Source organism: Streptomyces sp. NPDC033180 (assembly GCF_055577645.1).
The window spans coordinates 1,257,897-1,278,707 of the sequence record NZ_JBVIPU010000001.1 but is presented as its reverse complement, the minus strand read 5'-3'; the positions used below and the strand labels follow the sequence as shown (position 1 = coordinate 1,278,707).

The 20,811-nt window shown below is 69.1% G+C and carries 19 protein-coding genes and 1 tRNA gene; 15 read left to right on the top strand and 5 right to left on the bottom strand.

What is annotated here, in order from left to right; translation table 11 throughout:
* The first annotated feature begins 1 nt into the window (after position 1).
* The 9 genes from ACZ5WE_RS05735 to ACZ5WE_RS05695 all read left to right on the top strand — a co-directional run bounded on the left by ACZ5WE_RS05735 (position 2) and on the right by ACZ5WE_RS05695 (position 8,443).
* Positions 2-703: a phosphonatase-like hydrolase gene (locus tag ACZ5WE_RS05735; protein ID WP_467687193.1), complete on the top strand. Its 702-nt coding sequence runs from the start codon at positions 2-4 to the stop codon at positions 701-703.
* Positions 700-1,776, top strand: coding sequence for an ABC transporter ATP-binding protein (locus ACZ5WE_RS05730; RefSeq protein WP_467687194.1), 1,077 nt, complete (start codon positions 700-702; stop codon positions 1,774-1,776). Before ACZ5WE_RS05735 ends, ACZ5WE_RS05730 begins: the two co-directional genes overlap by 4 nt.
* A complete protein-coding gene (locus ACZ5WE_RS05725) occupies positions 1,769-2,641 on the top strand; it encodes a 2-aminoethylphosphonate ABC transporter permease subunit (protein WP_467687196.1) in 873 nt (290 codons plus the stop codon). Before ACZ5WE_RS05730 ends, ACZ5WE_RS05725 begins: the two co-directional genes overlap by 8 nt.
* Positions 2,628-3,425, top strand: coding sequence for an ABC transporter permease (locus tag ACZ5WE_RS05720; protein ID WP_467687197.1), 798 nt, complete (start codon positions 2,628-2,630; stop codon positions 3,423-3,425). Before ACZ5WE_RS05725 ends, ACZ5WE_RS05720 begins: the two co-directional genes overlap by 14 nt.
* Before the next feature lie 44 nt (positions 3,426-3,469).
* On the top strand, positions 3,470-4,561 hold the full coding sequence (locus tag ACZ5WE_RS05715) for a 2-aminoethylphosphonate ABC transporter substrate-binding protein (protein ID WP_467687199.1): 1,092 nt from the start codon (positions 3,470-3,472) through the stop codon (positions 4,559-4,561).
* Between the two features lie 230 nt (positions 4,562-4,791).
* Positions 4,792-6,288 (top strand): alkaline phosphatase family protein, encoded by a 1,497-nt coding sequence (locus tag ACZ5WE_RS05710; protein WP_467687201.1) that lies wholly within the window; start codon positions 4,792-4,794, stop codon positions 6,286-6,288.
* Between the two features lie 71 nt (positions 6,289-6,359).
* Positions 6,360-7,139: an HAD-IIA family hydrolase gene (locus ACZ5WE_RS05705; protein ID WP_467687203.1), complete on the top strand. Its 780-nt coding sequence runs from the start codon at positions 6,360-6,362 to the stop codon at positions 7,137-7,139.
* 71 nt (positions 7,140-7,210) lie between these two features.
* Positions 7,211-7,750, top strand: coding sequence for a hypothetical protein (locus ACZ5WE_RS05700; protein WP_467687205.1), 540 nt, complete (start codon positions 7,211-7,213; stop codon positions 7,748-7,750).
* Positions 7,751-7,765: 15 nt separating this feature from the next.
* Complete coding sequence (locus tag ACZ5WE_RS05695) at positions 7,766-8,443, top strand: class F sortase (protein WP_467687207.1); 678 nt, start codon at positions 7,766-7,768, stop codon at positions 8,441-8,443.
* Between the two features lie 306 nt (positions 8,444-8,749).
* On the opposite strand, the gene ACZ5WE_RS05690 is transcribed toward ACZ5WE_RS05695, so the two are convergent.
* A complete protein-coding gene (locus tag ACZ5WE_RS05690) occupies positions 8,750-9,505 on the bottom strand; it encodes an ANTAR domain-containing protein (RefSeq protein WP_467687209.1) in 756 nt (251 codons plus the stop codon).
* Positions 9,506-9,666: 161 nt separating this feature from the next.
* Between ACZ5WE_RS05690 and ACZ5WE_RS05685 the strand changes: the two genes are divergently transcribed.
* Entirely contained in the window at positions 9,667-10,701 is a 1,035-nt protein-coding gene (locus ACZ5WE_RS05685) for a glycoside hydrolase family 6 protein (RefSeq protein ID WP_467687210.1), read from the top strand.
* Between the two features lie 84 nt (positions 10,702-10,785).
* On the opposite strand, the gene glxA is transcribed toward ACZ5WE_RS05685, so the two are convergent.
* From glxA to ACZ5WE_RS05665, 4 genes are all read right to left on the bottom strand, one after another.
* Positions 10,786-12,726 carry a radical copper oxidase GlxA gene (glxA, locus tag ACZ5WE_RS05680; RefSeq protein ID WP_467687212.1) on the bottom strand — a complete coding sequence of 647 codons (1,941 nt, stop codon included), beginning with the start codon at positions 12,724-12,726 and terminating at the stop codon, positions 10,786-10,788.
* The gene (locus ACZ5WE_RS05675) at positions 12,723-14,711 is read right to left on the bottom strand and encodes a glycosyltransferase family 2 protein (RefSeq protein ID WP_467687214.1); all 1,989 of its coding nucleotides are present in this window, start codon (positions 14,709-14,711) and stop codon (positions 12,723-12,725) included. Before ACZ5WE_RS05675 ends, glxA begins: the two co-directional genes overlap by 4 nt.
* Before the next feature lie 301 nt (positions 14,712-15,012).
* Complete coding sequence (locus ACZ5WE_RS05670; protein ID WP_467687216.1) at positions 15,013-15,744, bottom strand: FadR/GntR family transcriptional regulator; 732 nt, start codon at positions 15,742-15,744, stop codon at positions 15,013-15,015.
* Between the two features lie 78 nt (positions 15,745-15,822).
* Positions 15,823-15,896 (bottom strand) — tRNA-Lys (locus ACZ5WE_RS05665).
* A 233-nt stretch (positions 15,897-16,129) separates the two neighbouring features.
* Between ACZ5WE_RS05665 and ACZ5WE_RS05660 the strand changes: the two genes are divergently transcribed.
* The 5 genes from ACZ5WE_RS05660 to ACZ5WE_RS05640 all read left to right on the top strand — a co-directional run bounded on the left by ACZ5WE_RS05660 (position 16,130) and on the right by ACZ5WE_RS05640 (position 20,778).
* Positions 16,130-17,452, top strand: coding sequence for a peptidoglycan-binding protein (locus ACZ5WE_RS05660; protein ID WP_467687217.1), 1,323 nt, complete (start codon positions 16,130-16,132; stop codon positions 17,450-17,452).
* Positions 17,453-17,546: 94 nt separating this feature from the next.
* Positions 17,547-18,737 carry an SPFH domain-containing protein gene (locus ACZ5WE_RS05655; protein ID WP_467687219.1) on the top strand — a complete coding sequence of 397 codons (1,191 nt, stop codon included), beginning with the start codon at positions 17,547-17,549 and terminating at the stop codon, positions 18,735-18,737.
* A complete protein-coding gene (locus ACZ5WE_RS05650) occupies positions 18,724-19,410 on the top strand; it encodes a nucleoside/nucleotide kinase family protein (RefSeq protein ID WP_467687221.1) in 687 nt (228 codons plus the stop codon). The genes ACZ5WE_RS05655 and ACZ5WE_RS05650 overlap by 14 nt, the downstream gene beginning before the upstream one ends.
* Before the next feature lie 136 nt (positions 19,411-19,546).
* On the top strand, positions 19,547-20,149 hold the full coding sequence (locus tag ACZ5WE_RS05645; RefSeq protein WP_467687223.1) for a lytic polysaccharide monooxygenase auxiliary activity family 9 protein: 603 nt from the start codon (positions 19,547-19,549) through the stop codon (positions 20,147-20,149).
* Between the two features lie 128 nt (positions 20,150-20,277).
* Positions 20,278-20,778 (top strand): DUF3592 domain-containing protein, encoded by a 501-nt coding sequence (locus tag ACZ5WE_RS05640; RefSeq protein WP_467687224.1) that lies wholly within the window; start codon positions 20,278-20,280, stop codon positions 20,776-20,778.
* Positions 20,779-20,811 lie beyond the last annotated feature (33 nt).

Here is a 20,811-nt window from a genome sequence, read left to right as displayed (position 1 = left end):
AATGACCGCACGCGACAGCAGCATCGGCCTCGTGGTTCTGGACATGGCAGGGACCACCGTCGCCGACGGAGGCCTCGTCGAGCAGGCCTTCTCCGCCGCCGCGCGGGTGCTCGGCGTCGAGCCGGACTCGGCCGACCACGCGGAGAAGCTGGACTACGTACGCGCCACGATGGGCGAGTCCAAGATCTCCGTCTTCCGGCACCTGTTCGGTGACGAGGCCCGCGCCCAGCAGGCCAACGTGGCCTTCGAGAAGGCGTACGGGGAGCTGGTCGACGGGGGCAGGATCGCGCCGATCCCCGGCGCGCGGGAAGCCGTCGAGGAGCTCAAGTCGGCGGGCCTCACCGTGGTGTTGACCACCGGGTTCGCCCGGGTCACCCAGGACGCCATCCTGGACGCCCTCGGCTGGCGGGACCTGGTCGGGCTGACCCTGTGCCCCGCCGACGCGGGCGGTCGCGGGCGGCCCTACCCGGACATGGTGCTCAGCGCCTTCCTGCGGACGGGTGCGGTGGACGGCGTCCGGCAGGTCGCCGTCGTGGGCGACACGGCGTACGACATGAGGAGCGGGGTGCGGGCCGGGGCCGGTGTGGTCGCCGGGGTGCTCACCGGGGCGCATGACGCCGAGGCGCTGCGGGGGGCCGGGGCCACCCACGTCCTCGGATCGGTCGCCGAACTACCCGCGATACTCAGGGGTGTTGACGGATGAGCGGCGGCACCCCCACGCGCGTGCACAGCGGTATCCGCTTCGAGAACGTCTCGGTCGCCTACGGCAAGAACACCGTCCTGGACTCGCTCGACCTGACCGTCGAGCCCGGCGAGGTCATGGCCCTGCTCGGCCCTTCGGGCTCGGGCAAGACGACCGCGCTGCGGGCCGTCGCCGGGTTCGTGCGGCCCGCGTCCGGGCGGGTGTTCATCGGGGAGCGCGATGTCACCGGCCTTCCGCCGCATCAGCGGGGGATCGGGATGGTGGTCCAGCAGTACGCGCTCTTCCCGCACATGCGGGTCCAGGAGAACGTCGCCTTCGGCATGAAGGCGCAGAAGGTCGCCAAGTCCGAGATTCCGGGGCGGGTCGCCGAGGCGCTTGAGATGACGGGGATGGCCTCGTACGCCAAGCGGTTTCCCCGGGAGCTCTCCGGAGGGCAGCAGCAACGGGTCGCCATCGCACGGGCGTTGGCCATCCGGCCGGGGGTGCTTCTGCTCGACGAGCCGCTTTCCGCGCTGGATGCGCAGCTGCGGTCGGGGATGCTGGGGGAACTCGCCCGGCTGCACCGGGAGTTGCCCGACGTCTCCATTCTGTACGTCACTCATGACCAGGTGGAGGCGCTGACCCTGGCGGATCGCATCGCCGTCATGGACAAGGCCCGCCTGAAGGACTGCGGGACGCCTCAGGAGCTGTATCGGACTCCGCGTACGGAGTTCACGGCCTCATTTGTGGGCAATGCGAATCTGCTGCCGGTGGCTGTCGCCGACGAGGGCGTCACGTTCGCCGGAACGCCCCTCAAGGTCGACACCGGAGAGGTGCCCGCCGGGGTGACGGCCACACTGTGCGTGCGGCCGCATCTCGTCGGCCTGGGGGAGGGCCCCAACGCCCTGACGGGCAGCGTCGCCGAGGTCCAATGGCGGGGGGCCACCCACCGGTTGTACGTCGATGTCGCCGGGCAGCGGGTGAAGGCGGACCTCCGGGAGCTGCGGACTCCGCCCGGTATCGGTGACGAGGTCACGCTGCACTTCGCACCGGAAGACGCGGTGTTGCTGTCTGGTGGGGTGACCGATGGCTAGCGCCACACTGACCGCGCCCCACGCGCGGAAGGGCAAGCCGCCCCTGAAGGTGCCGAGGTGGGTGTGGGCCCTGCCCCCCATCGCGCTCCTCGCCCTCTTCTTTCTCTACCCCCTGGCCCTCGTCGTCCAGCAGTCCGTTCAGCCCGACACCGGCGGGACCTCCCTCCAGCCCTACTCCGACGTCTTCGCCTCGGACGCCTTTCGGGAGGCGCTCGGTACCACCGTGTGGCTGGCCGTCGGGTCCACCGTCGGGTGTCTCGTGCTCGGGTTCGCGCTCGCGCTGATCATCGCCTTCGTGCCGTTCCCGGGAGGGAAAGCCGTCGCCAGGTTCATCGACGTCTTTCTCTCCTTTCCGTCCTTCCTCATCACCCTCGCCCTGCTGTTCATCTACGGCACCAAGGGCATGGCCAATGGGATGTGGACGGACGCGACCGGGGCCGCCGAAGGGCCGTTTCAGTTCCTCACCACCCCGTGGGGCGTCCTCCTCGCCGAGATCACGTACTTCACGCCCTTCGTGATGCGCCCCCTGCTCGCCGCCTTCTCGCAGATCGACACCGCGCAGCTCGAAGTGGCGTCGAGCCTCGGGGCGAAGCCCGGCCGCGTCATCCGGCGGGTCATCCTGCCCGAGGCGCTGCCCGCCCTCGCCGCGGGCGGCAGCCTCGTACTCGTCATGTGTCTGAACGAATTCGGGATTGTTCTCTTCACCGGAGCCAAGGGGGTCACGACCCTCCCCATGCTCGTGTACAGCACGGCCATTCTCGAGTCCGACTATCCGGCGGCCTGTGTCGTCGCGGTGGTCAACATCGCGATTTCCGTGGGTCTTTACGGCCTCTACCGGGTGGTGAGCCGTCGTGTTGGTGCATAGCCGCAAGGGGAAGCTGGCCACCTGGGTCTTCTTCTTCGTCTTCTTTCTGCCTCTCTTCGCGCTGCCCCTCCTCGTGATTCTGGCCGCCTCGTTCTCCTCGCACTGGTCCGGCGCTTTTCCGTCCGGATTCAGCACGGGGCACTACGAGTCCGCCACCCGAGGGGAATCGCTCAAGGCGCTCACCACCAGCCTGGTCACCGCCGTCAGCGCCAGCCTGCTCGCGCTGGCCGTCGGGTCCTGGGCCGCGCTCGCCGCGGCCTCGCTGAAGAACGTGGGCAAGCGGGTGCTCGACACCCTGTTCATGCTGCCGGTCGCCGTGCCCTCCGTCGTCGTCGGGCTCGCGATCCTCGTCGCGTTCAGCAAGCCGCCGATGATCCTCAACGGCACGCGCTGGATCGTGATCCTCGCGCACACCCTTCTTGTCACGGCGTTCGCCTACCAGTCGGTTTCGGCTGCCATCGTCCGTCTCGACCCGGCGTACGAACAGGCCGCGGCATCGCTCGGTGCCCGGCCCTCGTACGTCCTGTGGAAGGTGAAGCTGCCGCTCCTGCTGCCGTCGCTCACGGCCGCCGCGGGCCTGTGCTTCGCCCTCTCCATGGGCGAGTTGAGCGCCACGATGATGCTCTACCCGCCGGACTGGATGCCGCTGCCCGTGCAGATCTACGCGGCCACCGACCGCGGCTCCCTGTTCACCGGTGCCGCCGTCGCGGTGGTCCTGATGGCGGCGACGCTGCTCGTCCTCTTCGGCGTCTCCCGCATCCGCACCCGCGCCACCTACCGCTGAGCCAAGACCTCATCCCCCAAGGCCTCAAGGAGTACGAAAACGTCATGTCGCGTCACACCCGCATCAGCGCCCGCACCCGCACGCTCGCCGCCGTCTCCGGCAGCCTCGTCCTCGCCGGGTCCCTCACCGCGTGCGGCGGCGAGTCCTCCGCGTCGAACGCGAAGGAGGTCACCGTCTACAGTGCCGACGGCCTCAAGGGCGAGAACGGCGACGGCTGGTACGACCAGGTCTTCAAGGACTTCGAGAAGAAGACCGGCATCAAGGTGAACTACGTCGAGGGCGGCTCCGGCGAGATGGTGCAGCGCGCCGTCCGCGAGAAGTCCAACACGCAGGCCGACGTCCTCATCACCCTGCCGCCGTTCATCCAGCAGGCAGACGAGAAGGGCCTGCTCAAGGCCTACAAGCCCGAGGGCTCCGACCAGGTCGACGGCGCCGACAAGGCCACCGACGGCAAGTGGACCTCCGTGGTGAACAACTACTTCGGCTTCATCTACAACAAGAAGGAGCTCAGCGGCGGCAAGGCGCCCAAGACGTGGGAGGACCTCACCAAGTCCTCGTACAAGGACAAGGTCCAGTACTCCACGCCCGGCGTCGCGGGCGACGGCACCGCCGTGCTCATCAAGGCAATGCACGACTTCGGCGGCAAGAAGCCCGCCATGGACTACCTGAAGAAGCTCCAGACGAACAACGTCGGCCCGTCCGCCTCCACCGGCAAGCTCGCGCCCAAGGTCGACAAGGGTGAGCTCCTGGCCGCCAACGGCGACGTCCAGATGAACTACGCCCAGTCCAAGGACATGCCGAACCTCGGCATCTGGTTCCCGGCCACTTCGACGGACCCGGCCGGCAAGCCCACCACCTTCGCGCTGCCCTACGCGGCCGGCCTGGTCAACAAGGCCCCGCACAACGCGAACGCCAAGAAGTTCCTCGACTACCTGCTCAGCCAGAAGGCCCAGCAGCAGGTCAGCGAGATCGGCGGCGGTTTCGCGGCGCGTAAGGACATCAAGGCCACCGACCCCAACGCGGTCGCCCTCGACAAGATCGTCGACGGGGTCGAGGTCTTCGAGCCGGACTGGTCCGACATCTCCAAAAACCTCCAGACGTACGTCGAGGACTGGAAGTCGGCGACCGGTAGCTGAGAGTTCACCGTCGCACCGAGAGTTCACCGTCGCCCCCTTGGCCCCGGGGGTTCGATAGCGAAAAGATAACGGGTATGGACCCAACGCCCCTGGTTCTCCAGGGGCGTTGGCGTACGCCAGCCCCTCACGAACGCCAGCCCCTCACGAACGCCAGCCCCTCACGAACGCCAGCCCCTCACGAACGCCAGCCCCTCACGCACGCCAGCCCCCTATGCACCTCGGAGGACCACGTGTCGTCGCACGGCATATCCCGCCGCTCGCTCCTCGTCTCCACCGCCGCCGTCGCGGTGGCCGCAGGGCCACTCGCCGCCGTCGCGATGGCCGCGGCCAAGACCCCCAAGGTCCTGGTCATCGGCCTGGACGGCGCCCTGCTCGGCAGAATCAAGGAGGCCGACGCGCCCGCGCTCAAGGGCCTGATGAGCGCGGGTCTGACCGCGCCGAGCAGCATCTACGCCAATCCCCTCGCGCCCACCTCGTCGGGCCCCGGCTGGTCGACGCTCATCACGGGCGTCTGGCCCGACAAGCACCGGGTCGTGAACAACGAGTTCACCGGCCACAACCTCGCCGCCTACCCGGACTTCATGACCCGCGTCGAGGCCGCGAAGCCGAACCTGCGGACCTACGCGGTCTCGTCCTGGGCTCCGATCACCGACATCATCTTCTCCGCGAAGGTGGACACCCGGGTCTCCACGCCCGCCGCCGAGTACGACACCGGGACCACCGCCCGCGCCGTCGCCGAGGTGAAGAGCGGCAACCCCGACGCGGTCTTCGTCCAGCTCGACAACATCGACCACGCGGGCCACGACAGCGGCGCCGCGAGCCAGGCCTATCTCGACGCGATCCACGGCGCCGACACCCAGGTCGGCCAGATCGTCGCCGCGGTCAAGTCCCGCGCCACGTACGGCGAAGAGGACTGGCTCATCATGATCACCGCCGACCACGGGCACACCGACCCCGGCGGCCACGGCGGCTCCAGCTGGCCCGAGCGCCAGACCTTCATGATCGCCACCGGTGGCGGGGTCACGGCGGGTTCAGTTCGTCACGACGTCCGCATGCCCGAAATCGCCGCCAGCGCACTCGCCCACCTCGGCGTCGCGATCGACCCGGTCTGGGGCCTGGACGGACGGCCCGTGCAGCAGCCCACGCCGGACGCGTTCGACGCCCTGCGCGCCAAGCTGACGGGGCCCGTCGACGAGACCGGCATCGGCGCCGGAGTCATCGGCTTCACGCACACACCGCCGAGCGGATGGAGCGTCGACAACTCCAGGATGGGCACGGGCGGCATCACCGAGTGGCGCGGCTGGTCCTTCACCACGGACGAGTTCTGGACGAAGACCGGGCGCGACCAGCGGCGCGAACTCAACATCCGCGCCCGGAACGTCTTCGCGGTCGCCGACGGCGACGAGTGGACCGACAAGTCCTTCTCGGGGACCTTCGACTCGACGCTCGTCAGCCCCTCGTACGACGTGCGGGGCGGGGCGCGGGCCACCCTCACCTACACGACGTACTACCGCCAGGAGGCCCCGCAGAAGGGCGAGGTGCTCGTCTCGTACGACTCAGGGGCCCCGGTCGCGGTGAAGACCTACACCGCGGACACCCCGTCCGTCGTCGAGAGCATCCCCTTGCAGGTCCCGGCGGGCGCCAAGAAGGCCCAGGTCCGCTTCCGCTACACCGGCGGCAACAACTGGTACTGGGTGATCGACGGGGTCAAGGTCACCGCTTCCTGATTAGGGTGGGGGCGTCGGCACAGCGCTGTCCCGGCGCCCCAGCCAACCCGTACACCGCAGGAGTGCACCCCATGGCAGAGCGCAAGCCCATCGAATCGTGGCTCACCGACATGGACGGCGTGCTCATCCACGAGGGCGTTCCGATCCCCGGCGCCGACTCCTTCATCAAGAGGCTCCGGGAGTCCGGGAAGCCCTTCCTGGTCCTGACGAACAACTCGATCTACACCGCGCGCGACCTCCAGGCCCGGCTCAACCGCATGGGCCTCGAAGTGCCCGTCGAGAACATCTGGACCTCGGCGCTCGCCACCGCGAAGTTCCTGGACGACCAGCGCCCCGGCGGCACCGCGTACGTCATCGGCGAGGCGGGCCTCACCACGGCCCTGCACGACATCGGGTACGTCCTGACCGACCACGCCCCGGACTACGTGGTGCTCGGCGAGACCCGTACGTACTCCTTCGAGGCCATGACCAAGGCCGTACGGCTGATCAACGGCGGGGCCCGCTTCATCTGCACGAACCCGGACGAGACCGGTCCCTCCATGGAGGGACCGCTGCCCGCGACCGGGGCCGTCGCCGCGCTGATCACCAAGGCCACGGGTCGCAGCCCCTACTTCGCCGGAAAGCCGAACCCGCTGATGATGCGGACCGGTCTGAACGCCATCGGGGCGCACTCCGAGACCAGCGCCATGATCGGCGACCGCATGGACACGGACATCCTCGCCGGTCTCGAGGCCGGGATGGAGACGTTCCTGGTGCTCACGGGCCTGACCTCCCGTGCGGACATCGACCAGCACCCGTTCCGGCCGTCCAACATCGTGGACTCCATCGCTGACCTGGTGGAACGCGTGTAACACCACCCGTTTGCCGCACACGGGAGGCGTGACCTGCCGCCGCGCGTGAACCTCGAAACAGGAGGTTCACGATGCGTAAAGGATCACTCACCTTGCGTGGCATAGCCGGGGCCGCTGCCCTCGCCGTGCTCCCCATGGCCGCCTCGGCGCCCGCGTACGCCCACGACGAGAGCGAAGTGCGTGCCACGGTCTCGCCGGACAGCGCCGCGGCCGGGGCGAAGGTGGAGATCAGCGTCACGGGCTGCGACGGTACGACCGGGTCCGCGGGGTCCGGAGCGTTCACGGGGGACGCGAAGCTCACCGGCAGGGACGGCGACAAGTACACCCTGAACGGCTCCGCCACCATCCGGGACGGCGTCAAGGGTTCGCACGACGTCACCGTCGTCTGTGACGGACACCCCCACCAGGGCGTGGGCATCGTGCGCGTCATCCAGCAGAACGCCGACCCCGTCTCGCCGGTCCGCGCGGGCGGCGGCGGCTCCGCGGAGCTGGCCGCGCACGCCCAGGAGGCGGGCCCCGGCACCCGGCACGCGGTGATCGGCCTGATCCTCGCAGGGGTGGCGGCCGTGGCCGTGGCGCTGCGCAGCGTGCGCCGGCGCCGCTCCGAGTGACGGGCGACGAGCGACATGGCAGGTCACGAGTCGGACCATGAGCGGTCGACAGGGCACGGGCGCTTCCTCGCCGGGGTCGCCTGGGCGCTGGCCCTGGTGGGCCTCTGGCTGTGGGGCAGCGAGATCACCGACGTACGGGGCGGTGTCTCGGAGCCCACGAACGGCGACGTGGCGGCGGTGGGGCGGCCGTTCGCCGTCGAACTCCCGGACGCGCACAAGCCGTTGGGCGCCGCGAGGCCGCTGCGGGTCGATGTCCCCTCGCTGCGGGTGCGGGCGCCCGTGATCACCCGGGGGCTCGATCAGTACGGTGCCATCGATCCGCCACCCTTCGAGCAGGCGGGCTCGGTCGGCTGGTACGGCGGCGGGACGCGCCCCGGCGCCGAGGGCACGTCCCTGTTCGTCGGCCACGTCGACACCGAGACGCGCCCCGCGGTCTTCTACGACCTCAGCGCGGTGCGCCCCGGCGAGAAGATCCGGGTGACCAGGGACGATGGCTCGGTCGCCGAGTTCACCGTGGACGACGTCCAGGTCATCAGCAGGAACCGCTTCGACGCGAAGAAGGCGTACGGCCCCCATGAGGAAGGCCGCGCCGAGCTCCGACTGATCACCTGCGGCGGCACGTTCGACCGGGCGACCAGGACGTACTCGGCGAACGTGGTGGTGTCCGCCTACCTCACCGGGGTGGGGTCGTAGGGGGCGAAGGGGCGCGTGGTCCCGGATCTGGACAACCCGGCCCGGTCGGCGGCCCGCTCCCCCCGGAGCCGTCGACCGGGCTGGTCCTCGACCGCGCGCGCACGAGCTGCGGGAGTAACCCGGCGCCGGCGCGGGAGGTTCGGTGGCCAACCCCGCTGTGCGGGATGGCGATCAGGCCGGGGGCTTGGGCCGTTGTGACGACTTTAGAACGGATGAGCGCTGGAGCCTAGAGGCAGATTGACGCCAAGTCGTGATCCGCTTCCTCTCCGTGATCACCGCAGGTGATGGTGGTTTCCGGGATGGCCTTCAGGGAGGGTCGGACCAACTGCCGCGCAGCGACGCGTCATCGAGCGATCCCTTGATCACCTCGGTGGCGACCACGTCCATGACCAGCCGTTCTCTGCGTGCGTACCGCCGCAGCGCCTCGAAGGCCTCGTCCATCCCGGTGTGCCATCGTTCGGCGAGTATGCCCTTGGCCTGTTCGATGCGTACGCGGCTGGTCAGGGCTGTCTGGAGCTGGGTGGCGAGGGTCCGGCACTCCGTGTAGGCGCGGTGGTTGTGCAGCCCCACCGCGGTGGCGTCGGCGATGGCCTGCGCGAGGCTCAACTCACCGTTGGCGTGCGGGCCCCGGGAGGTCTCGGGCACGAAGACGTTGAGCGACCCGAGCAGGGCCCCGCGCTGACGCAGCGGCACCGCGTACGTCACCCCGATGCCGTGGCGCCGGGCAAGTGCGGTGAACTCCGGCCAGCGCGCGGCGGGTTCGGCCGCGGTGAGCCGCACCGGCGGCACGGGCCGCCCCGTGCCGAGGCTCTCGACGCAGGGCCCGCCGCTCTGCTGGGCCCCGAGCAGGCCGAGTGCGACACCCCGGGGGTGCCCACCGGTGGCGAGCGCGGGTGTGCCGGGGACGTCGAAGACAACCGCGGCGGCGGACGCGTCGAGCAGTTCCACACAGTGGCTCGCGACCCGGCCGAGGTAGTGCTCCGGGTCGAAGTCGTCGTCCAGGGTGTCCGTGGTCTCCACGAGCACTTGGGCCAGCCGTAGTTCAGAGATGCGATCCCGCATGGTCTCCTCCCCTACAGCGTCACCCCGCGCTCTGCGCCTACCCCCGGCCACCGTGCTGTAACAGGTCTCCTACAGGTCTCTGCAGCTGATGGGCGGGCCTCGTGGGCCGGGAGTGCGTATGTCAGGATTGAGAATCGGACAGTGCACCCAAGGGGGAGTGGATGTACCACAAAGGCACCGGCCGCGGTCATCGGATCGCGGCCCGGGGGGTGAAGGCTGCGGCGGCGTTTGCGGGGGCTGCGCTGCTGCTGTCGGGGTGCTCCTCCGATGACGGCTCGGGCGAGGAGGGGTCTTCGGGGCAGCCGGTCAAGCAGCAGCCCAAGGGCTCCGATCCGTACTGGGTCAACCCGGAGGGCAACGCGGCCAAGCAGGTCGCCTCGTACGAGAAGGACGGCAAGAAGGACGACGCCGGGCTCATCCGGAAGATCGCCGAGCAGCCGGTCGCCGAATGGATCGTCCCGGAGAACGCGGAGGATCAGGCGCGCGGCTTCACCGAGGCCGCTCAGAAGGCCGACCGGGACGCCTTGTTGGTCCTCTACAACATCCCGCACCGCGACTGCGGTCAGTACTCGGGCGGCGGCGCGGCCGACGGCAACGAGTACAGGAAGTTCATCGACCAGGTCGCCAAGGGCATCGGCGACCGCAGGGCCACGGTCATCCTGGAGCCGGACGCGGTGCTCCACATGGTCGACAACTGCACGCCGGAGGAGTTCCACGAGGAGCGGTACGACCTGCTCAAGGGTGCCATCGGGAAGCTCAAGTCCCTGAAGAACACCAAGGTGTACCTGGACGCGGGCAACGCGGGCTGGAAGAACCCGGACTCGCTCTGGGAGCCCTTGAAGTGGTCGGGCGTCGAGCAGGCCGACGGCTTCTCGGTCAACGTCTCGAACTTCCAGACCACCGAGGCCAGCACGGAGTTCGGCAAGAAGCTCTCGGCGAAGATCGGCAACAAGCCCTTCGTCATCGACACCGCGCGCAACGGCAACGGTGCGTACACCAAGGGCAAGGACACCTGGTGCAACCCACCGGGCCGCGCGCTCGGCGAGGCGCCCACTACCAAGACCGACGATCCGCTCGTCGACGCGTACCTCTGGGTCAAGCGGCCCGGTGAGTCGGACGGGACGTGTCGGGGTGGCCCCAAGGCCGGTGAATGGTGGCCCGAGTACGCGCTGAAGCTGGCCGAAGCGGCTAAGTAGCGCCCCGCCAGGGGCGCGGGGAACTGCGCGAGCAGACACAAAAGAGCCGCAGTCGACGCGACTGCGGCTCTTTCGTGCGTGTCACTAGGGAATGTGCACCCACTGAGCCTTGCTCGGGGTGCCCTGGTCGTCCGTGACGAACAGCATGTACCAGCCGGACTCGACCAGGCTCTTCTCCTTCGGGATCGTCACCGTGACGCCGCCCGCGGACTTCTTCAGGTCGAGGGCGACGGACGTCTGGTCGATGTCCGTGACGTGCGTCGACGCGCTCGGCCTGATCAGGCGGGCCGTCTTGATGGACGAGGCGTGCTGGGTCTTGAAGGTCCCGGACCCGCCGCGCCTGATCTCCTCGGGGCCGCCCGTGAGCGTGGGCTGCGAGCCCTGGTAGAGATACGGCGGGGTGTAGATCTCGATGCGCTGCTCGAACTCGCCCGGCTTGGTGTTGGCCTTGTCGGAGTAGAGCGAGTCGGAGCCGAAGAACATCACGCGGCCGTCGGGCAGCAGGATCGAGCCCGAGTGGTAGTTGCGACCGACCTCCGGGTCCGCGACCCGCCGCATGTCGCCGGTCTTGGCGTCGTAGATCCGCGCCTGCTTGATGTTCGAGTCACTGCGGCCGCGGTAGTCCTCGGAGCCGCCGGATATGAGCACCGTGTCGTCGGGCAGGGTCGAGGCCTGCGGGTAGCGGGTGCCCTTCTCCATCTCGGGCCCGTCCACGAACTTCGGGTTGTCGTCCAACAGGTCGACGATGCGGGTCTTCTTGCTGGACTTCTTGGACTCGCCGACGCCACCGCCGCCGACGACCATGTACTTCTGGTCCTGCGCGGGCGGCAGTTCGACCGTGTTGGAGGTCTCCAGGAGGTTCGGGTCGCTCATCCCCGGAATCCCCTTCCAGCTGCCCTTCTTCTCCAGGTCCCAGGTGCCGGGCTTGCGGCCGACGTCGTCAGGGCCGTAGCCCGCGTTCGACCCCGAGTAGAAGAGCCTGCCGCTCTCCAGCTGGAACACGGCGGGGTAGGTCGGGAACTGGCGGACCTGCTTGGTGTAGGTCCACTTCTTCGTCTTGGGGTCGTAGACCTCGTTCTTGCCCGGGACCAGCTGGCCGATCTCGTCGAGGCCGGAGAGGCTGAGCACCTTGCCGTCCGAGAGCGTGGTCAGCGTGGGGTACCAGCGGGCCTCGTTCATCGGGTCGACCTTGATGTACTTCTCGGCGACCGGGTCGAACTCGAAGGAGTCCTTGATCCCCTGGAAGTCCTTCTTGTCCAGGGCGAGCTTCTGCGCGATGCCGTACGTGTTGCGGGTGGCGGCGCCGCTCAGGCCCTGCACGCGGTAGTTGTCCTGCGTACCCGTCTCGTACTTCGTGCCGCTCTTCTGCGCCTCCACGTACACCCGGCCGAGGCCCGGTTCGTTCCGGACGAAGGCGCCGGTCTGCTTGTCGAAGACCTTCTTCGCGCGCTCGACGACGACCGGGTCCTTGGAGACGAACGTCTTGCCGTTCTTCTTGCCGGTGAACTTCGTGCCCGCGGGCAGCGTGATCGGCTTGTCCGGGTCTTCGTTGTGCACCACCATCAGGCCGCCGGCCTTGGTGATGTCGCCCTTGAGCTTCTCGTAGCGCTGGGTGCCACCCGCGATCAGCAGGTTGCCGTTGGCGAGCTGGGTGTGACCGGTGCAGAAGAGGTCGACGGGCGTCTTGATCTTCTTGATCGTGTTCTTGACCGGGTCCCACAGGCGGGTGTCGAACTTCTTGGCGTCGAAGTTCTTCTGGTTGTTGCCGGAGCCGGCGACCAGGAGGATCTTGCCGGTGTGCAGGAGCGCCGCGTGGATCGTGTTCTGGCGGTACTCCTCGGGGAAGTTCACGACCTGCCAGTGGCCGTTGTCGGCCTTGTACTCCGGCTTGTTGATCTTGTAGTCGTGGTACTTCTCCGAACCCACGCGCCACAGCCACGGGCCGTTCATCCCGGCCAGCGCTATGACCACCGCCGCGCCTATCGCGATGCGGCGGGCGCGGCGGCGGCTGGAGCGGTCCTTCATTTCTTACGTCCCCCAAGGGCGATCTGCATGGTCTGGTCGTTCGCTGCCCAGCTGGGCTTCTGCTGCGGCGCGTGCGGAGGCTGCGCCTGCGGGGGATACGCCTGTGGCAGCTCCGCCGTGGCGTCACGCTGCTGCGGCACCACCGGGTCCCCGCCGCCGGACGGCGGCCCGGAAGGTCCGGGCCCCTGCCGCGACTTGCGCTTCTTCTTGTCCTGCCGCATCCCCCAGCGCCAGGCGAAGATCGGCGCTGCCGTGATCAGCAGGGCGAACGTGGCCCAGATGATCATCGCTGGGTGGACGTGGTCGAACACGAACGCGGCGGCCATCGAACCGCTGAAGACCAGGATGAAGAACAGGTGGATCCGGAACGTGCCGAACAGGGTGTCCGGGCTCGCCGAGTCGCCCTTGGGCGTCACCACGAACTTGCTCTTGCGGCGCAGCACGGCGTCGAGCAGGGAGCGGGCGTAGACCGGCGCGGAGAGTGCCGACATCACCATGCCCGCGATACCGCCGGAGCCCTCGGGCTCGTGCGGCGAGACGTTGTGGCGGCGGTTCCAGATGTAGAGGCCGATCTGCAGCGCCGAGGCGTTGCCGTACAGCATCAGCCAGATCGTCGGGTCGATGTTCACGCCCGATGCGCCCATGCCGAGGAACAGCGCGCAGGAGAGCGCGGCCAGGATCCAGTTCATGGCGGACATCGGGTAGAAGATGACCATCATCGTGTAGTTGAAGAGGCGGCCCGGCGGCAGCGAGAACGGCGCCTTCCAGAACTGCTTCAGGATGGTCTCGTACGTTCCGCGCGACCACCGCAGCTGCTGCGTGAAGAAGTCCGTCCAGGCGTTGGGGCCCTCACCGACCGCGAGGACGTCCGGGGTGTAGACCGACTTCCACTTCTTGCCGGTCCGCGGGTTCGTGGCGCGGTGGATCTCGAAGCCGGTCGCCATGTCCTCGGTGATCGAGTCGTACAGACCACCGATCTGCTTCAGGGCGCTGATGCGTACGGCGTTGCTCGTGCCGACGAACATGGGGGAGCCGTACGCGTTGCCCGCGCGCTGGATCAGCGCGTGGAAGAGGAACTGCTGGGACTCGGCGGCCTTGGTGATGAAGTTGTCGTAGTTGCCGTAGACCTGCGGGCCGATGACGAAGCCGACGTTCTCGTCGCGGAAGAAGCCGAGCATCCGCTCGAGGTAGTTGGGCATCGGGACGTGGTCGGTGTCGACCGATGCGAAGTAGTCGTAGTCGTCGCCGTGCGCGTCCAGCCAGGCGTTGTAGTTGCCGTGCTTGGTCTTGGCGCGGTGCGGGCCCTTGCTCATGTTCCACTTCGCTATGCCCTTGCGGGAGAAGTGGTGCACGCCGAGCCGCTGGCAGACCTCCTTGACCGCGGGGTCGTCGCCCTCGTCGAGGAGCCATACGTGCATCAGACCGCGGTGGCGGATCCTGACCGCCGCCTCCAGCGTCTTCGTCACCATCTCAAGGGGTTCCTTGCCGGGCACGAAGGAGGTGAGGAAGGCGACACGGGTGCCGGTCTCGGGCACCACGGGTATCGGGTCACGGGCGACGAGCGTGGCGTGCGCGTTCGACAGCACGTTCATGCAGCGGAAGAACTCGATCAGGCCGATGGATATGAGCATGACTATGTCGAGCGTGGGCAGCCAGTCGTTGGCGACGTAGTCGCGCTTCGTCCAGTGCGTCGGCTGGAGCAGCCAGGCGAGCAGCACGAGCGAGAGCAGCGGCGCGGCGCCCAGCATGAGCGCGGCTCTGATCCGGTGCGGCTCCTGCGAGAGCAGGGAGCGGTACTGCACCTTGTACGGCTTGGTCGGATCAGGCTGCGTCAGCGGCCCCGCGAGACGGCTGTAGTGCTCGTAGTCGTATCTCGGCAAGGCTTTCTTGATACGTCGGAACCCGCCTGTCCGGTGCGATGGCACCCGCAGCTGGGTCGTCTCTGACGGGTCGTTCGGCCGGGCGCCCGTCGGCGTCGACGTCATGAGTCATCCCCCCGCACGCGGTCGTCCGCGTGTTCGTTGGTCGTTCCGTCCGACCCGGTCCCCCGACCTTCACGGACGCATCAGTGGCAGGCCACCGTCCCCTTAGACATGGAACAGCTACCTTCCGGTTGCATGATGCCCCCCTCGGCATCCGATCGTTAACGGGACCCCCCGGTCCCCATCCCCGTCCGGGCTTCGGGCGGGCCCCCAACTGCCCCGCACCGCCTGCCTCATGGGAGCCAATGGCTCCAGCACAAGGTTCTACGCCCGTTGCCATGATCGCAAGGGCGAAACAAGGGGTTTACCGGTCATACGAGCGATTTGAGTTGCCTGTTGGGGCAGGAGCGCTCAATCGCGTTCGAATATTACCGAAGTGTTCCCGTATCGCCCGCTCGGCCCGGAGCACATCGCCGGATCGGACGGCGTCGAGGATCTCCCGGTGCTGACGGCAGGTGACCTTGGCGTCCTGCGGAACGTCGACCAGGTCGGTACGTACCTTATGGAAGGCGTCCCAGAACGCCTCGAGGACCTCGCCGAGCAGCGGATTGCGCAGACAGCGGTAAAGGGTGGCGTGAAATGAGCGGTCGGTTTCGGTGTGCACCGCTCCCGGCTGTCCGGCCCCGCCGTCATGCCCGGCCGCCTCGGTGTCCATCCGGTCCACCAGAGCGTCGAGTTCGGCCAGATCCGCGGCCGGGATGCGGCCGGCGAGGCGCGCGATGAGCCCGGTCTCCACGGCCTCCCGAAGCTCCAGGAGCTGGAGCAGGCTGTCCTCGCCGCGGTAGTGGCCGGCCACCGTGCGAAAGGTGAGGCCCTCGATCATGGGCGCCATCGACATGGGTCCGACATAGGTGCCGAAACCATGCCGGATCTCCACGATGCCCATCGCCTGCAACGCCTTGAGGGCTTCTCGCACGGAGTTCCGACTGACGCCGAGGCGTTCCATCAGTTCGGGCTCGGTGGGCAGAGAGGCCCCGGAGGGGAGTCGCTGGTCGATGATGAGCTTCTTGATCCGCTCCTGTATGTCGCGCGCCATGGCGCAACGGTAGCGGTAACCGCGCCGGTGGCGGCATGACGAAAGCCCCCCGCGTGAACGGAGGGCTTTCGCTGTCTGTGCGCCGCCAGGGACTCGAACCCCGGACCCGCTGATTAAGAGTCAGCTGCTCTAACCAACTGAGCTAGCGGCGCGCGCTGACCTGGAGAACTCTACCGGACGCGGGCGGGTGCTCCGGACCATCCGGGAGCCCGGCCGGGGGCGCTGCCGGGCATTGCCGGGGGGCGGGCCCGGGGAGTCGCGGGGCGTGAATGCGGGCGGCTCCATCATTCGGACCGTCAACATGCGATATCACCGGACAGTTGAGAAGCTGACGACTGTGCAGATGCGACGCAGGCATTCTTTCCCGGAGTGTGAGGGGAATCGCATGGACGTTGCTCCGGTATTCGAGGAATTCGACCCGGAGAGCGACTGCGACTGCCCCGGATGTATTCACCGGCGACGAACCATGACCCACGCACTCCCCGTACGGCAGGGCGGTCACCCGGCGGCGCACGGCGCGCGGCGCGCTCTGGTCATCGCCGCGGCGGCGGGCACTGTGCTCGGCGGCGGCCAGGTGCTTCCCGCGGCGGCGGCTCCGGAAGCGGCGGGGATTCCGGGGGCGCCGTCGGACGAGGAGCCGGGGGTGGGCGGCCCGGACCCCGGCAGTCCGCAGGGCCACACGAGCGCGCTGCACGGTGCGCCGGGCGGGCCTGGCTCCCCGGGCCCCGCGGCGTCGGCGGCGCCGGCCACGACGCGGGCCGAGATCATGGCCCGCGCCAAGAAGTGGGTCGCGGCGAAGGTGCCGTACAGCATGACCTCGTACTGGTCCGACGGTTACCGGCAGGACTGCTCGGGCTTTGTGTCCATGGCCTGGAATCTCGGAACCAATGAATGGACCGGCAGCCTCTCCTCGTTCGCGGTACGCATGACGAAGAGCGATCTGCAGCCCGGCGACATCCTTCTCTTCCACAATCCGGCGAACCCGGAGAAGGGGTCGCACGTCACGATCTTCGGTGGCTGGGCGAACACGGCGGGCACGCAGTACATCGCGTACGAACAGGCCCGCCCGCACGCCCGAAAGCAGACCACTCCCTATGCCTATTGGAGCAACGCGAACCGCTATCTGGCGTACCGCTACAAACGAGTGACGAGCGGCACTCCGGGAGGCTCGGGGCCGGCGACCGCGACGCGTTACCCCGGGGCGGGATCGTTCGGCCCCGGCGCGAACAACAAGTACGTCACCCAACTCGGCAAGGCACTGGTCAGCCGGGGCGGCGCCCGCTTCTACACGACCGGACCAGGACCGCGCTGGAGCGAGGCCGATCGCAGGGCGACGCAGGCGTTCCAGCGTGCGCAGGGCTGGACGGGCCGTGACGCGGACGGCCTGCCGGGCCCCGCGACCTGGTCGTACCTGATGACGGGCAAGGGCCGGAACATCCCCGGCGCGGGGGCGGGCCCCCAGGGCGGGGCGCCCGCCTACCCCGGCAGGGGAGTGTTCCGCCCCGGCCAGTCGAGCCCGTCGGTCGAGAAGCTCGGCAGACAGCTGGTGATGAAGGGCTTCGGCAGGCACTACGCGCGGGGGCCGGGCCCGCTGTGGAGCGAGAGCGACCGCCGCAACGTCGAGGCGTTCCAGCGGGCGCAGGGCTGGCGTGGCGCGGCTGCGGACGGCTTTCCCGGCCCCGAGACCTGGCGGCGGCTGTTCGCATGAAGCTCATGAGCGGGGCCGGGCGCTCGATGCCTGACGCGGGCGACGAGGCGACCGGAACGGATGGGATCGAGGCACGTATGAGGCGGAGGCAAGGATGAGTGCGACAGCGGCATCACGGTCACAGGCCCCCCAGCCCGAGGACCCGCAGACCACCGGCGTCCCGGACACGACCGCCGCACGACCGCCGCGTCTGATCCACAGCGAGGCCACCACCGAGATCCCCATCCATCTGCTCTTCCGTGACGATCCCGGTGACCCCGGGGTCTCGCTGCCGCCCGCCGTGGTGGGGCGTCGGCACGGGACGGGGGAGCAGCCCCGCACCGCCCGGCGGCCCCCGGCAAGGGTGGTCGCCCGCCCGCTGCCCGAGGTGGACCCGTCGCTCGGCGAGCGGCCTGCCCGCGTGCTGCCCGGCATCGTCGGGGTGCTCGGCGGGACCGCGGGAGTCACCGGGTGCGCCGCCGCACTGTGGTGGGCGGGGGTGCTGCCCGAGCCGGTGGCGCGGGCGGCGGGGCTGCTCTGGCCGGACGGGTCCGTCGGCTACGGCGCGTACACCGGTCTCGGCCCCGCGCAGTGGGCCTCGCTCGCCGGGTCGGGTGCGCTCGCCCTGTTCGGGTTCGGCGGTCTCGCCCGCGGCCGGGTCGGCAGGGCGTGGGTGCTCACCCTCTTCGGGCGGTACCGCGGCAGCGTCCGCCGCACAGGGCTGATGTGGGTCAACCCGCTCCTCCTGCGCCGCCGTGTCGACGTACGCCTGCGGCACTGGCGCAGCGAGCCGATGCCCGCGGTGGACCGTGGCGGGGTCGGGCTGCGGGTCGTCGTCCTCGTGGTCTGGCGGGTCAAGGACGCGGCGCGGGCGACGCTCGGCGTGGCCGACCACCAGGAGTATCTGCGCGAGTGCGTCGAGGCGGCGACGGCCCGCGTCCTGTCGCGGCTGCCGGCCGATGCCTTCCACGACGACACCCCGACCCTGCGCGACGCCGACGCCGTGGGCGACGCGCTGACCCGGATGCTCGCCGCGGAGGCCGAGCCGGTCGGCATCGAGATCTTCTCGGCCCAGCCGACCCGGATCGAGTACGCCCCCGAGATCGCCGACACGATGCGTCTGCGCCGGGTGGCCGCCCTGGACGCGCGGCACCGCGACAGCTTGCTCACCTCGGTGGTGGACTCCGTCGAGGACACGGTGACCCGGCTGACCACCCGCGGCCTGGTCGAGCTCGACGACTACGAGCGCAAGGCCTTGGTCAAGGACCTGACGGTGGCGTTCTATACGGGACATGGAGAACGATGACCACGCCCCTGAGCAAGCCACTGACCATGCCCCCGGCCTCGCGGCCCTCGCCCGGGACGCCTGGAGGCTGACCGCGGACCGGCCCCGCGCCCTCCTCGGGATCGCGGGGCCGCCCGGCGCGGGCAAGTCGACGTTCGCGCGGGCGCTGGTGGCGGAGATCGGCGCGGGGGCCGCGTATCTGCCGCTCGACGGTTTCCACCTCTCGAACGACCAGTTGGAGCGCCTCTCCCTCACCTCCCGCAAGGGCTCGGAGCCGAGCTTCGACGTGCGGGGGTACGGCGCGCTGCTCGACCGGGTCCTGTCCGACACCGGCCACGACATCTACGTACCCGATTACGACCGCACCCTCCACGAGCCGGTGGCCGCCCGGCACCGCGTGCCGCCTGCCGCCCGGCTCGTCGTCACCGAGGGGAACTACCTGGCCTGCGATCTGCCCGGCTGGCGCGAGGCGCGGCGGCTGATGGGGGAGTGCTGGTACGTGGGGGCACCTGCGGAGGTACGCCGACAGCGCCTGATCGAGAGGCAGTTGGCGGGCGGTCGAACGGCGGACGGGGCGGCCGCGTGGGTGGCGACGAACGACAACCCGAACGGAGACCTCGTGGAGGGGTCGCGCCATCGCTGCGATCGGATCGTCTCCACGATTGGTATGGACATGTTCAACTACCGCCCATAATCTGGGCTTGGTCTAGACCGCAGCGCTCATCGCAAGTCTCGTCACATCACCGCAACTCACTGCATCCCACTGCACCCGCAGTGCCGCAGCGCGCGCACGGCTCACGGAACCCCCACGTTTCCCCTGGAGCGGCAGCATGCGAAACAAGAAGATGTACGCGGCCATGCTCGGCGCCACCACGGTCGGGGCCTTCGCGCTCTCGTCCGGTGGTGCGAGCAGTCACGGCTACACCGACCTGCCGGCCAGCCGCCAGATCAACTGTGCCAACGGCACGGTGAGCGGCTGCGGTTCCATCCAGTACGAACCCCAGAGCGTCGAGGGCCCCAAGGGCTTCCCGGCGTCAGGGCCGGCCGACGGCAAGATCTGCTCGGCGGGCATCGGCGGCTTCGACTCGCTCAACCAGCCGAAGGCGCCGGGCGGCGGAGCCTGGCCGACGACCAGTGTCAGCGCTGGTCAGAACTACACCTTCCGCTGGCAGTTCACGGCACGCCATCGCACCACCGACTTCAAGTACTACATAACCAAACAGGGTTGGGACGAGAGCAAGCCGGTGACCCGCGCCGCCCTCGACACGGCCCCGTTCCTCAACGTCCCCTACAACGGACAGCAGCCACCCGCCACCCTCTCGCACTCCGGGACGATTCCCGGCGGCAGGAGCGGACACCACGTGATCGTCGCTGTGTGGACGGTCCACGACACGGCGAACGCGTTCTACGCCTGCTCCGACGTCAAGTTCTGAGCAGGGCTTGAGGCTCTGGCGCGCTCCCCACGGGTAGGTTCCGCGTACGCCGTCCATGACCAGGACGGCGTACGCGGGGCAGTGTCGGCGACAGCCGGCGACAACCACCGGGGGATGCAATGGAGTTCATGTTCTACGCCGTGCCGACGTTGATGTGCGCCGTGGTGATCGCGATGGCGGTCAAGGTGATCAAGCGCTACGTACAGGTGCGGCAGGCGTGGTCGAGCGGTCTGACGGCGGAGGCGCGCTGCCTGCGCACGTACACCACGACGAGCCGCCACGGCGACAGCAACCGCATCAGCACCACGCTGCACCACGTCTACGAGTTCACGCCACCCGCCGGACGCCCCGTCCGGTTCGAGGAGGAGAACGGTCCGGCGACGACCATCGAGGGCGACTTCGTCACCGTGCACTACACGGCGGACCGCCCCGAGAACGCGACGGCGCACGCACCGAGCCCCGCCAAGGGTGCGGCGGCCATGGTCGGCGTCCTCTGCTTCTTCGGCGTCATGGTCGCCTTCTGCGTCTTCTTCATGGTGACGGCGAACGACATGTTCGGTGCGGCCGACATGTTCGACTCGGGCGACGGCTTTGAGCCCGACGACGGCTTTGAGCCCGGCCTGCCCTAGCTCCCCTCAAAGGCTCCTCATCTGACGGGCCAT